Annotated in this window: 12 protein-coding genes and 1 pseudogene; 10 read left to right on the forward strand and 3 right to left on the reverse strand. The window is 47.3% G+C overall.

Translation table 11 applies throughout. The features are described from left to right. Window positions 1-200 precede the first annotated feature (200 nt). From POREN0001_RS06950 to POREN0001_RS06990, 10 genes and pseudogenes are all read left to right on the forward strand, one after another. Window positions 201-692: an SPOR domain-containing protein gene (locus tag POREN0001_RS06950; protein WP_004334415.1), complete on the forward strand. Its 492-nt coding sequence runs from the start codon at window positions 201-203 to the stop codon at window positions 690-692. Window positions 693-695: 3 nt separating this feature from the next. Next, complete coding sequence (murB, locus tag POREN0001_RS06955) at window positions 696-1,730, forward strand: UDP-N-acetylmuramate dehydrogenase (protein ID WP_004334411.1); 1,035 nt, start codon at window positions 696-698, stop codon at window positions 1,728-1,730. Between the two features lie 16 nt (window positions 1,731-1,746). Next, a pseudogene (locus POREN0001_RS09560) lies at window positions 1,747-2,433 on the forward strand (MBL fold metallo-hydrolase); the annotation flags it as partial. A gap of 108 nt (window positions 2,434-2,541) precedes the next feature. Then, on the forward strand, window positions 2,542-3,285 hold the full coding sequence (gene lipB / locus POREN0001_RS09565) for a lipoyl(octanoyl) transferase LipB (protein ID WP_224208876.1): 744 nt from the start codon (window positions 2,542-2,544) through the stop codon (window positions 3,283-3,285). Window positions 3,286-3,289: 4 nt separating this feature from the next. Further along, a complete protein-coding gene (locus POREN0001_RS06965; RefSeq protein WP_004334418.1) occupies window positions 3,290-4,192 on the forward strand; it encodes a diaminopimelate dehydrogenase in 903 nt (300 codons plus the stop codon). 6 nt (window positions 4,193-4,198) lie between these two features. After that, window positions 4,199-5,065 carry a prolipoprotein diacylglyceryl transferase gene (gene lgt, locus POREN0001_RS06970; protein ID WP_004334428.1) on the forward strand — a complete coding sequence of 289 codons (867 nt, stop codon included), beginning with the start codon at window positions 4,199-4,201 and terminating at the stop codon, window positions 5,063-5,065. 22 nt (window positions 5,066-5,087) lie between these two features. Continuing rightward, window positions 5,088-6,305, forward strand: a complete 1,218-nt coding sequence (locus tag POREN0001_RS06975) for an FprA family A-type flavoprotein (RefSeq protein WP_004334422.1) — start codon at window positions 5,088-5,090, stop codon at window positions 6,303-6,305. A gap of 106 nt (window positions 6,306-6,411) precedes the next feature. Then, window positions 6,412-7,581, forward strand: a complete 1,170-nt coding sequence (locus tag POREN0001_RS06980) for an ABC transporter substrate-binding protein (RefSeq protein WP_004334408.1) — start codon at window positions 6,412-6,414, stop codon at window positions 7,579-7,581. A gap of 26 nt (window positions 7,582-7,607) precedes the next feature. Then, window positions 7,608-8,648, forward strand: a complete 1,041-nt coding sequence (locus POREN0001_RS06985) for an iron ABC transporter permease (RefSeq protein ID WP_004334427.1) — start codon at window positions 7,608-7,610, stop codon at window positions 8,646-8,648. Next, entirely contained in the window at window positions 8,645-9,655 is a 1,011-nt protein-coding gene (locus POREN0001_RS06990) for an ABC transporter ATP-binding protein (RefSeq protein WP_004334414.1), read from the forward strand. The genes POREN0001_RS06985 and POREN0001_RS06990 overlap by 4 nt, the downstream gene beginning before the upstream one ends. A gap of 8 nt (window positions 9,656-9,663) precedes the next feature. Here the strand turns inward: POREN0001_RS06990 and POREN0001_RS06995 are convergent, their stop codons facing one another. From POREN0001_RS06995 to cmr6, 3 genes are all read right to left on the reverse strand, one after another. Next, entirely contained in the window at window positions 9,664-10,443 is a 780-nt protein-coding gene (locus POREN0001_RS06995) for a patatin-like phospholipase family protein (RefSeq protein ID WP_040581144.1), read from the reverse strand. A gap of 127 nt (window positions 10,444-10,570) precedes the next feature. Further along, complete coding sequence (locus POREN0001_RS07000) at window positions 10,571-12,943, reverse strand: TonB-dependent receptor domain-containing protein (RefSeq protein ID WP_004334426.1); 2,373 nt, start codon at window positions 12,941-12,943, stop codon at window positions 10,571-10,573. Window positions 12,944-13,220: 277 nt separating this feature from the next. Continuing rightward, a partial coding sequence (gene cmr6, locus POREN0001_RS07005) for a type III-B CRISPR module RAMP protein Cmr6 (protein WP_004334429.1) occupies window positions 13,221-13,561 on the reverse strand: 341 nt, incomplete at its 5' end.

Consider the following 13,561-nt stretch of genomic DNA (forward strand, 5'->3'; position numbering starts at 1 on the left):
ATTCTCTCTAACAAGGGGGTAAAAGTGGCTCAAAACAAAAAACTCACTACCTTTGCGATACTGCGTAGAATCGATGGAGATTCCTTCGACTCTTTGGTTCAGTCTCAACCTATGGGGAAAATCGGGAGAGCGACTCCCGCACAAAGGACTCCCTAAGGTGGTGTACATAAGTATTAGAAACTCTAAATATTGATAGACAGATGAAGAAATCAATTATTGCACTTTCTGCACTAGCTCTCGTGGTTTCTCTCGGAGCCTGCAAGCCCAAACAAAGCACCTATCGCCAGGTATACGAGAAAGCAAAGCAACGTGAGATTGCTCAAAATCAATCTTCGAACCATGCTCCAGAGGCAGACGAAAACGACATCATCGTGTCGAAGCCTGCTCAGAGTTCTGTACAAATGCGTCGCGAGCGTCTCACTCCCTCCGAAGGAGAAGATGCTAATCGTCTCAATCGCTATAGCGTAGTTATCGGAAGCTTCCAAAACCGCACTAATGCTCTTTCTCTAAAGGAACGCATGGAAGAAGCAGGTTTTAAGCCCATTCTTGCAGAAAACGAACACGGAATGATCCGCGTAATTGTGGCAAGCTTTATGAGCCGCGAAGAAGCTGTTTCTAGTCGCGAACAAATCAAAGAACGTTTTGCTCCTCAGTTCCAAGACGCTTGGCTGCTTGAAAGAGAAGCTCGCTAATCAATGGAGATAAAAGAGAAATTCCCACTAGTCTCGCATAACACCTTCGGTATCGAAGCCACTGCAGACTGGTGGGTTTCGTATCATTCTCTCGACGATCTCGATCGTCTTGCCCGTGACGAATACTTTACAAGTCTTCCCTACCTAGCCATTGGTGAGGGGAGTAATTTGTTATTCCTCAACGACTATCAGGGGGCTATACTCTACTCCGAAATCAGAGATAAAGAGGTGCTTCCTAGCCCAAAAGGCGAAGATCAAGACACTGTTTTACTACGCATTGGATCGGGTATTATTTGGGATGAATTTGTAGCTTGGTCTCTAGAGCAAGGCTACTACGGAGCCGAAAACCTCTCTTGGATTCCGGGTTCTGTAGGCGCTGCTGCCGTGCAAAATATCGGAGCTTATGGCAGCGAAGTGGCCCAACTAATATACCAAGTAGAGACATTCGACCTCAAAACGCGGTCGAAGCGAGTTTTCTTCCCCAAGGAGTGCCTCTACGACTACCGCTATAGTTACTTCAAAGAAAAAGAGGCCGAGCGTTACATCATTACGCATGTAGTCTTCGCTCTATCGCGTAAAGCGAATGTAAATCTCTCCTACAAGGCTTTACACGACTATCTCCCAAGTGGGAATATAACTCCCCGAGATGTGCGGAGAGCCGTTATCGAGATTCGCCAAGCAAAACTCCCAGATCCTAAAGTACTTCCCAACGCAGGAAGCTTTTTCATGAACCCTATTGTCTCCTCGGAGGTTTACCAAGAGTTACAGGAGAAGTATCCTGATATGCCACACTATCCGGCATCTCAAGGGGTAAAACTATCGGCAGCTTGGCTATTAGACAATGCCGGACTCAAAGGATATCGTGTAGGAAATGTTGGTACCTACGAGCGGCAACCACTTATATTGGTCAATCGGGGAGGTGCAAAAGGTACAGATGTTGCTCAGTTTGCATCCCTATTGGTCGAAAAGGTAGAAGCAGCCTTTGGTGTAACCCTTCACCCAGAAGTTCGTTATATCGGAGCTCCTACTCGTAGCTAACCTAGATAGCACGGAGATGCAAAAAAAAGAGATTAGATCCGTACGGATTTTAGGATCCGGTACCAGTACCGGAGTACCCGAGGTGGGCTGCTATTGTAGTACCTGCCTGAGTACTGACCCCGCCGACAATCGAACCCGTACCTCTGTCCTTTTAGAAACAAACGAAGGGAAAAAGATCCTCTTAGATTGCAGCCCCGACTTTAGGCAACAAGCCATCCTTGCAGAAATAGATGAGCTAGACGCTATTGTATTAAGCCACGAACACTACGACCACATTGCCGGACTCGATGATCTACGTACCATTGCGTGGGCACGAGATCTGCCTATCTACGCAGAAAATCGTGTCCTAGAAGCAATCCGATACCGACTACATTACTATTTTGGGAAGACACCTTACCTTGGCACTCCAAGACTTAAACTTAGGGAGATCTCACTAGCTCCTTTTGAGGTAGAAGGGCTTACATTCGAACCCATACGCGTGTTTCATGGCAGGCTCCCCATCACAGGTTTTAGGATTGGGGACTTTGCCTTCATTACCGATCTGAAGACAATTCCCGACGAAGAGGTAGAGAAACTCCGTGGGGTAGACACTCTTTTGGTCAATGGGTTACGCTTTACCAAGCCTCATCCAACCCATCAAACCATCGAAGAAGCAATAGCTCTTAGCAAAGAAGTCCAGGCTAGGAACACTTTCATAATACACCTATCTCATCATGCGCCTCGCGCTGTAGACTTAGCCCAAACGCTCCCAGAGGGAGTGTTTGCTAGTTACGATGGTCTCAGACTTGAGCGCATAAATGGCCGTCTAGAGATCCACAACAAAACAAACTTTAGAGCCTCTCTCGCTCCCCATCTTCCCTACAAATTCAAAGACTGCCACAGTATCCCCTATGCAGAGGCTTATGCTCTACAAAAAGAATTATTCCAAACAGCCATAGAGCAAAAGCAGCGGGGAGAAGCGCCCAAAAACACACTTCTTTTTTGTGAGCATGAACCGGTTTTTACGCTCGGGAAGCACGGCAAAGAAAGCAACCTCCTCCTTCCCGAAGAGGCTTTGCATGCAAAGGGGATTTCCCTCCACCATATTGACCGAGGCGGAGACATTACCTATCATGGGCCGGGGCAGATAACAGGTTATCCCATCTTCGACCTAGAGCAGTTTGGGATGGGCATCAAACAATACATATATACCTTAGAGCAATGTATTATTGATGTACTAAGGGTTAATGGTATCCATGGGAAACGCTTAGAAGGCGCTACGGGAGTTTGGATAGAACCCAATACCCCACGAGCTCGCAAGATTTGTGCTATCGGCGTACACTCTTCTCGCTACGTTACATTGCATGGGTTTGCCCTTAATGTGTTTACCGATCTATCCTATTTTTCCTGGATAAACCCTTGTGGATTCACCAATAAGGGCGTAACATCTATAGCTCAAGAAATGGGCAAGCCCACCACTATGGAGCTCGTAAAGCAGCAGGTTGAAGAGGCTTTCCATCGTCACTTCTTCCAAGCCTATAAACAGAAACACGACAAAGCTAGTATAGAAATATAGGAGTATGAATCAGAAATATCGCGTAGCTGTTGTGGGCTATGGCAATATAGGACGTTATGCCCTTGATGCCATTAAGGCTTCTCCAGACTTCGAACTGGCTGGGGTTGTACGTCGTTCCTTGACAGAGAAGCAACCCTCTGCCCTCCAAGATATTCCCGTGGTAACATCCATTGATGCACTTGACAAGGTGGACGTGGCTCTACTATGTACCCCAACTCGTGCCGTAGAAGAGTATGCCCTAGATATCCTCTCTCGAGGGATTGCTACGGTGGATACATTTGACATTCACAGCGGTATCGTGCCCCTTCGCCGCTCTCTGCACGCGGCAGCGATAGCCCATAAGACAGTGGCCGTTCTATCAGCAGGATGGGACCCCGGAAGTGACTCCATGGTGCGTACCCTGATGGAAGCAATAGTACCCCGAGGCATTACGTATACCAATTTTGGCCCTGGGATGAGTATGGGACACACCGTAGCTGTAAAGGCGATTGGAGGGGTGGAGAAAGCTCTCTCCATTACGATCCCCGTCGGAACAGGGCTTCATCGCCGTATGGTTTACATTGAGTTAGCCCCGGGATACAACGAAGCTGAGGTAGCACAGCGTATCAAACAAGATGATTACTTTGCCCATGACGAAACGCATGTAGTCGTGGTAGACGATGTGGATCAGCTCATTGATATGGGACATGGTGTATCTATGGAGCGCAAAGGCGTATCGGGAGCGACCCACAATCAACACCTCAACTTCGAGATGAGAATCAACAATCCGGCTCTCACGGCTCAGGTAATGGTTTGTGCTGCCCGAGCTGCCCTCAGAATGGCTCCCGGTGCCTATACCATGCCGGAGATTGCTCCAATAGACCTTCTACCGGGGGATCGTGAAAAATGGATTACCAAACTCTGCTAAAGAATTATGTTTACCCTTAATGCTATAACGTGGGACGTTGACCCTACTCTATTCACCCTCTTTGGGAAAGAAGTGCGCTGGTATAGCCTGCTTTTCAGCCTTGGGCTCATCCTAATAGGGCCCTACATCGAGCGACTTATCTGGAAGCGTGAGCAACTCCCTGATAGTTGGTTCGAAAAACTTTGGTGGTACATTGTCATCAGCACCCTTGTGGGAGCAAGACTTGGGCATTGCCTATTCTACGACCCGGCTCATTACCTAGCCAACCCCATAGAGATATTCAAAGTTTGGGAAGGAGGACTCGCCAGCCATGGAGGAACCATCGGGATTATCATTGCCGTATGGATCTTCTCGCGTAGAGTTACCCATAAGCCCATTACATGGACACTAGACAGACTTGCCGTACCCGTGGGGCTTGTTGCGGCCATGATCCGTATTGGCAACCTCATGAATAGTGAGATATTTGGCGTGACCACAGACCTCCCCTGGGCATTCCGCTTTATACGCTCTCAGGAATATCTCGCCCTCAACACAGATATGGGATGCCACCCAACGGCCATCTACGAAGCCCTAGCCTACCTCATCGTGTTTGGGGTGTGTTGCTGGCTTTATTGGGGTCGAGATGCTGCTCGCCGCCGCCCGGGATTGATTTTGGGATGGTTCCTTTTTGGCACATTTACCGCTCGAATCTTCATAGAGAAATTGAAGTTTGTACAAGAGGCTTGGGAGCTAAAATGGGTAGATACCATTGGGCTAAATCAAGGACAAATACTCAGTATCCCATTTATAATTGCAGGGCTTGCTCTTATCATCTACGCACTGCGTCGCCCGGAACTAGAGGTTACTCCTCTCCCCGAGAAAAAAGAAAACTAAATCCACTTTTAATACATATCCTATGATTCCGCAGATAAACATTACCCCATCCATTTACTACGTAGGTGTAAACGATCGCACCAAAGATCTCTTCGAAAGCATGTGGCCTCTCCCCCATGGGGTAAGCTACAACTCGTATCTTATTGTGGATGAAAAGATCACCCTTATAGATACGGTAGATATCTGTTACTCTGAGCAATTCTTCCGCCAGATAGAGAGAATCATTGGGGATCGTCCCATTGATTATCTTGTAATCAACCACATGGAGCCCGACCATAGCGGCTCTATTGGGATGCTACAACGCCACTACCCCAACATCCAACTAGTTGGCAACAAAAAGACCTTTAATATGCTCCAGGCCTATTATCCGGACCTTAAAGCAGAACTCATCACCGTAAATGATGGAGACACGTTGTCTACAGGAAAGCACAACCTCTCCTTCATTATGGCGCCTATGGTACACTGGCCCGAGGTAATGTTTACGTACGATGCTACCGAAGGAGTACTCTTCTCGGCAGATGCCTTTGGTACTTTTGGCTCTCTCGATTCGCACGTGCTCGACCACAAGCTCTCGCTGGAGATGTACTACACAGAGATGTATCGCTACTATGCATGCATCGTAGGGAAATATGGTCCTTTCGTGCAAAAGGCTCTTACCAAAGTACTTGGGATGAACCTCACTCTCAATGCTATTTGCTCTACACACGGGCCCGTATGGACCAATGAAGGCTTCCCACGTGCCCTTGCCATCTACGACCAACTAAGCAAATACGATACCCAAAAGGGGGCTGTGGTACTCTACGGAAGTATGTATGGCAATACTACGGTAATGGCAGATACCATAGCACGAGGACTTGGAGAAGCCGGTATTAAAGAGGTGGTTTGCCACGACGTATCGCGCACGGACCCCTCCTACATTCTTCGCGACCTATTCCGCTATCGTGCCCTCGTAGTAGGCTGCCCCACCTATAGCAATGAGATCTACATGCCTATCCAGAATATGCTCAATATGATCCGACTTAGAGAAGTAAAGAATCACATTTGCGCTATATTCGGTTCTTGCTCATGGGCAGGACAAGCAGTGCGAAAGCTTACTCCCTTTGCCGAAGAAATGGGCTGGGAACTCATCGGTACTCCCCTAGAACAAATGGGAGCTCCCAATGAAGACGATCTAAACAAAGCCTTTGAGCTGGGTAAAGAAGTAGCCGCTCGCCTGCACGAACTATACCCAGAGGCTTAACCCTTTCTCCCCTCTAAAACCACCGAACGAGCCCTTTCCTGACTCAGAAAGAAGAGCCCTTCGGTGGTGCATTATTGATTACGCAGCTCTTGCTAGCTAACCTCATATGAAAAAAATCCTCTTCTATTCTTTCTTTACGCTTCTCCTCTGGGGGGCTGTTTCGGCTTGCTCCAATGGGAAACAATCCGACCAAACAACAGAAGACTCTTTGCAGTATACCGGAGACGCTGCCAAGCGGATCGAGGTAGAGTATGCTGAGGGTTTTCGTCTACAATATATCCCCGGAGCAGTACTCGCTACCCTATCGGATCCCCAAAACCCCGAAGAGGCGACTCAGTATCACTTTGCCTTTATTCAGGATGCAGCGCAGTGCGACAAAAGTGCCATCCCTAGCGAATACACGCAGGTTTCGATCCCGCTTAATCGGGTTGTTTGTATGACTACCCTGCAGCTATCCAACTTCATCGCTCTCGATCAACTAGACAAAGTAGTGGGGATGAGTAGCACCCGACATCTATTTAATCAAGAGGTTAAGGAGCGAATAAAGAGCGGGAAAATCAACAAAATAGGCATCGAAGGGAATTTCGATAGAGAGGTAGTAATGGCGATAGAGCCTGATATTATCTTGATTTCGCCCTTCAAAAGAGGAGGTTACGACGACCTCAAAGACGTAGATATTCCACTCATTCCCCATCTTGGATATAAGGAGAATAGCCCTCTTGGTCAAGCTGAATGGATTAAGTTCATTGGGCTACTGCTGGGTAAAGAGGGGGAGGCTAATAAGGTATTTGCCGAGCTAAGAGACGAATACAACAAGTGGAAAGAGATAGCTGAGAAGGCAACACCTCGCCCAACGGTCTTTAGTGGCGATCTCAAGAGCGGCACTTGGTACGCTGTAGGTGGTAAGAGCTTTCTTGCACAACTATTCCGAGATGCAGGCGCTGATTACTTCCTCAAAGATGACCCCAATACCGGAGGCGTTACCCTAGACTTCGAGACCATCTATAGCAAAGCCGCCGAGGTAGATTACTGGCGCATCCTAAGTAGCTTTGATGGAGAATTTACCTACAAGGCTCTACAAGCTCAAGACGAGCGATACAAAGACTTTAAGGCATTTAAGGAGAAGGGAGTTATCCATTGCAACCTATCCACCACCCCCTATTACGAGTCTGCCATCATCCACCCCGACCTACTACTCAAGGACTTCATAAAGGTATTCCACCCCGAGTTACTCCCTGAGTACACACCTACCTACTATCACCGACTCGAGCATTAAAAGCAAACTAGCACGTTTCCCCCTTTATGAAACAGCTTGCCTTATCCTCCAAAATCATCCTTCTTGTAGGGGGTATTGTGCTGCTGTTTCTGCTCAACCTCGCTCTAGGCTCGGTCTCCATTCCCCTAAATTCGATTATAAAGATCTGCCTAGAGGGCGACGCATCCGAACCTATTTGGTTCAACATAGTAACGAAGTCTCGCATTCCCCAGTCTCTCACGGCCATGATTGCCGGAGCCGGACTCTCTGTTAGCGGTCTACTGATGCAAACGGTCTTTCGCAATCCCCTTGCAGGGCCGTCTGTATTGGGTATTAGCTCGGGGGCAAGCCTAGGGGTTGCCCTTATTGTCCTGCTATCGGGTAGTTTAGGTGGGGTAGCTCTTAGCTCTTTGGGTATCTTGGGCGAGGTCGCTGTTACCCTGGGTGCGATACTAGGGTCGTTTGCCATTATGATACTCATCGCCTACGTATCACAGAGAGTAAAGGGGAATGTAACGCTCCTTATCATTGGGGTAATGATAGGTTATGTGGTAAATGCCGTGATAGGGGTACTCAAATACTTTAGTGTAGAAGAGGATATTAAGGCTTATGTCTTTTGGGGATTGGGAAGCTTCTCTCGCATCTCCCCATCGCAAGTTCCCCTATTTGTCGTGCTGATTCTCGTACTCCTTCTACTTAGCTTTTTGCTCATCAAAACGCTCAACCTCATGCTCTTGGGCGAGAGTTATGCACGTAGTTTGGGATTGAATATCAAGAGAGCACGACTACTAGTCATCACCACTTCGGGGGCACTTGTTGCCTTGGTAACTGCCTTCTGTGGCCCTATCATCTTCCTCGGATTAGCTGTTCCTCACCTCTGTCGCAGCCTTTTCCAGACCTCAGACCACCGCATACTGGTACCAACCTCCATCCTATTGGGGAGTGCCATTGCTCTTCTATGCAATCTCATTGCACGACTTCCCGGTTTTGAGGGAGCTCTTCCCATCAATTCGGTAACAGCCCTCATTGGAGCCCCGGTAGTCATATCTGTACTTTTTAGCAAGCATCGCGGAGAAATACGAGAATGAACAAACAGCCAAGTATCACACTAGAAGGGCTTAGCACAGGCTACGAGGGGCGTTGGGGCGAACACATCGTCTCCTCGCAACTCTCGGCTTCGCTCTATCGTGGGGAGCTGACCTGCCTACTTGGTGCAAATGGTGCAGGGAAGTCGACTCTTCTCTATACTCTAGCAGGCTTCTTGCCGAGAAGATCGGGAGCGATTACCCTACTTGACAAAGATTTTTCTTCCTACAAACCCAAACAGCTTGCCCAGCTCATTGCCGTAGTACTCACTGAGAAGTGCAACCTCCGCAACATGACTGCCTTTGAGATGGTAGCTCTAGGACGAAGCCCTCATACCGGATTTTGGGGCAAACTCATGCCTAGAGATAAAAAAATTGTGGAGGAATCCATCGAAGCCGTGGGTATAACCCATCTACGAGACCGCATGGTACAGACACTCAGTGATGGGGAAAGACAAAAAGTAATGATTGCGAAGGCTCTAGCCCAAGAGACCCCGATCATTTTCCTAGACGAGCCCACCGCTTTTCTCGACTTCCCTGCCAAAGTGGAGGTAATGTATCTTTTGTTCCGTCTTGCGCACAACCTCAAGAAAAGCATATTTTTGAGCACGCACGATCTCGAACTTGCCCTACGGATTGCGGATAAGATATGGACGCTTGACAAAAAAGAAGGCCTGAGAGTCGGCACTCCGGAGGATCTTGCCTTGGATGGAACTCTGAGCAACTTTTTGGCAGGGCGCGGTATCCGATTTGATCTCCAAACGGGATTATTTTCGATCGAAAGGGATACGAAATCCACTATCGCTCTAATCGGCGACGGCCAGCGAGCCTCGATGGTGCAAAAAGCACTCTCTCGCTACAACATAGCCACTTACCCCTCCTCCGAAGACGAAGTGAAAGGGGAATACATCAAAGTATATCCTTCCAAATTTATATATGGCACTCCCGGGCGACCCGAGCGAGAGGCAAGCAATATAGAAGCCCTTCTAGAGATTATCCTAGAGAAATAGTAGAAGGGTTACTCCGAGGGTAGCTGTATGGGAAGGAAGTGCTCCATACCACTACGCTGTGCCATACGATAGCCAAGCGCCATGATCTCTGCGGCACTACTCACCTCAAACATCCCATATTTTGTTACCTTAAAAGTCTCGAGAAGGAGATCGCAAACTTCTTTATCAATGCGTGTATTCTGACGAAAAACCAACTGCCACGAACGCTCAGCCACCCCCCTAATGGTTTTCTTGTAGCGACGAAATGTTTCGGGGCCTAGGTTTACCCCAATTACCTTGTCGCACTCCTCTCGGATCACCGTCACGGGGAAGTTGCGGAATAGCCCGCCATCGACATAGGAAACCCGATCGATCACGACAGGTTGAAACAGTACAGGGACACTACAAGAGGCCATGATGCGCTCAGCAAGAGCCCCCTCGGAGAAAACATGCTGACAACCATTATCCAAATCGGTAGCCACGATACGCAGCGGGATGGGTAGCTCCTCTATATTTTGGTGATGCAGATAAGTTTTGAGCCTCTCCATGAAGTTTTTCGTTGAAAACATCCCCCCTCGCTTAGGTAATAGAGAGGTCATCCCTCGGAACCCAACAGAAGAAAAAATCTCAAATATTTCCTTGGGGCTGTATCCATCAGCATAAAAAGCCCCCATGATAGCTCCGGCACTTGTACCGGCTATTATATCGGGTTTAAGCCCAATCTCATCCATATATTGGAGCACCCCGAGGTGAGCAAACCCCTTGATACTACCCCCACTGAGAGCTAACCCTATCTTGTAGCGAATCATACTCTTCTTTTTTACTTCCACAAAAGTACATAAGAAAATTGACCGCTCCGGCCTATTTCCCTCTTATTATACTCTCTTCACCCTCCCCAAAGGTTAGCGCGGAGAAGAAACTCTCCAAGAGGACTCCCTACCTACTCATACGACTAACCTCACGGTCAAGAGCTCCTCGCCCACGATAATTACTCTTTGTGGTATTAAACCGATAGGAGACGGAAAAAAAGATCTCAGGAGAGTAAAAATTAGATATTAGAAGGCGAGAATACCGAGAAACCATGCGGTAATGTTCGTTTCTAATGGGATCCGAAAGGTATAAATTCGTCGAAAGTTTTCCTCCAAACCATTGCTTACCCAGCTCTAAAGAACTCCGGATCTGGGGTTTCTCGAAGGAAACATTCTCTATATCTCCAAATCCTAGAAGTTCGAAATTAGCCCCAAAAAGGATACCATAGGGTAGAGCAAAATTATTCTTGAGAGCAATATGAAGACATGGCTTAGAAAGAGCTACTCGCTCCTCAAAATCGTAGCGATAAAAACCAAATTGTTTGAGGACTCCAAAAGTATAGGAGGGGCTCCAAAATCCAATCTTAGGGGAGAGGATAAGCATTGCTTGCATCTCATGGAAGGGCTGCTCATTGACTTGAGTGAGAAGCGTAGTAAAGGGGCGATACTTCCCTTCCTCTCGTATATCGGGCATACGAGTTGTAACCTGCTGAATGCTATACTTGAGATACTGATGGGATAGAAGGAATGTAATCCATTTACGATTGAGCGTAAACTCCGTAGCATAGGTGAGCCCAGGGCGAAGGTTGGGCTCTCCCGTTTGGTACTCAAAGCGGCTGATATAGCTATAATCCGAACGCAACTGCCAATATTGGGGACGCTCAATGCGAGAGTTAAATGCAAGTTGTACATTCATTCCCCAAAGACGAGTTGCCAAAGAGAAATTAGGGAAGAGATTGAAATACTGACGGCTAAGCTCCGGCACTCGCTTACCTTGAGAGGTATAATCGCTCTCTACTCGCTCCAAGCGCAGCCCTAACGAGCATTGCACCTTATCGGCAATAAGCGTAGAGTGCCCTAGATAAAAGGCGAATTGCTGCTCTTTGATTTGGGTATTATTACTCGGGAGATTTAGCTCTGCGGCAGCTTGATAAGTATCCCCACGCTTCGTGCTTGAGTACTCCATCCCCAAAGAGCTTGTTCCGCTCCAAAGGGGACCGCGCACTTCGGAGCGAACACCCCAAGCCTGATTGGAAGCGCCTTTCTTACTGATAAAAACACGGTCAATTTGATCAAAATCCTTACCCTCTACCACTGTCCCCTCTCCCTTATAAGAGGAGCTGTAAAAGTCTCCATCTGCCGATAGTTCCCAAGAGCCCAACTTACGAATATAGTAGGCATTAGCCCGATGTGATAGATGAGGAAAGGTTCGCTGATGATCCCGATTACAAAGTTTCTCTTCCGGCTCACTGTTACGTAACGAGTACAATTCGGTGGAAAGCACCTCTTGAGACAAAGGTTCCCACGTGCCTTTGTACTTTACCCCTGCACTATTGAGGGCATCCGTATAGCTAAGACCAAGGGAAGACTGAATGCGATGACGATCTTCTTCATAAGTCAAAGTAGATCTATTATGCCACTCATTGCCATCCGCTCTCCCCCAAAAGTCGGCCTTTATATCCTTTACAAAGAAACTATTACGCTGACTCACAGAAGCAAGAATATCCCACTTCCCCACACGATAATTCAGGTCAGCAAGGAGGTAATCCCCCAAAGCTACTTTTTCCTGCTTGCGGAGATAGGTCTCAGCATCCCCTCGTACAATACCGCTAAGCCCACTCCCAGGTTCGCGGCGTACCGTTATGAGAATAACGGATCGAGACGAAGCTGAGTATCGTGCATCAGGGGTAGTTACAACATCTATCTTCTCAATAAGATGTGGAGATAGACGCTGTAGCTCGGTGGCATCAGTCATCTTGCGACCATTGATATAGATGAGGGGAGTACCTCTGCCCAGCACCGTTATACCTTCATTTTGCACTTCTACCATGGGCAGTTGGGCAAGCATACGATAGATATTGGGCAATTGGGCTAATGTTGTACCCTCAATGGTTGTACTAATCCCTCCATTAACAAGGGTATGTGAGGGACGATGAACCGTTATGGTTACCTCTTCTAGTTGACTAGTAAGAGGGTGCATACGTAGCTCTATCTCGCTCTCCTTTGCAATCGTATGGTAGACATCCTCCATGCCCATGTAGCTCCCTTTTAGTAAGAGAGGGAGAGAAACTCCCTTACGATCCACCTCAAAGGAGCCATTTGCATCGGAGACGCCGCCATTGATAACGGTAGAGTCTTGCGGCACAAGAAGGCGCATCGTAGCAAATGAGATAGGCACACCATTCTCGTCTAATACCCTCCCTCGTACGCTTTGTGCCGAAGCCAAAGAGACTCCTCCTAGCAGCAGGATAGTCACCCAATAAAATAAACGTCGTCTCACAATATTATACCCTTTCTATTTCTAATTTAATAGGTATTTTTTCCGCTTTCTACGGCTCTACACCTTTTTCTACCGAAGTGGAGAATATTTCCTGCCTAGGAGAAGAAAATATTCTGCCCAATTATTCCGCGATTTTCACCTAATTTCACCTACCAGTTTTGCCTGATTTCTTGATAAAAATCAGCGGGAATTCCCCTCCATTTTTACCTAGAAAGCAGAACAGCACAAAGATATATATTTCTTACAAAAAGAAGATTCTTCTGTATTAACACTAGCATTAATATTTTTCTCCTGTAAAATGTCCATATCCCACATTAGTTTTTGCTCCAATCCCAAACGTCAGTATAATCTCCCGAAATAGTTCTTTCTTCACTTCTGCTGTGAAAGTGTCATTATTCCTGAATAGAAAACGGAATCGGTAAGTAACACCGGAATTTATTCTAAGAAAACGTATTGGCTTGGGATCTCTTAATGGATTTTCATGATGCGTAATATAATCTTCTCCCAAAAGAGTGCAACCATCAGTTACGGTGAAAGGATAAGCATCCAGAAAAATATCTTTATCGTAGATAGACTTCCCGTCCCCCTCAAAGATCTCTCTTATAAACTTTTTCTTGT

It is taken from the genome of Porphyromonas endodontalis ATCC 35406 (assembly GCF_000174815.1).
GTDB lineage: Bacteria > Bacteroidota > Bacteroidia > Bacteroidales > Porphyromonadaceae > Porphyromonas > Porphyromonas endodontalis.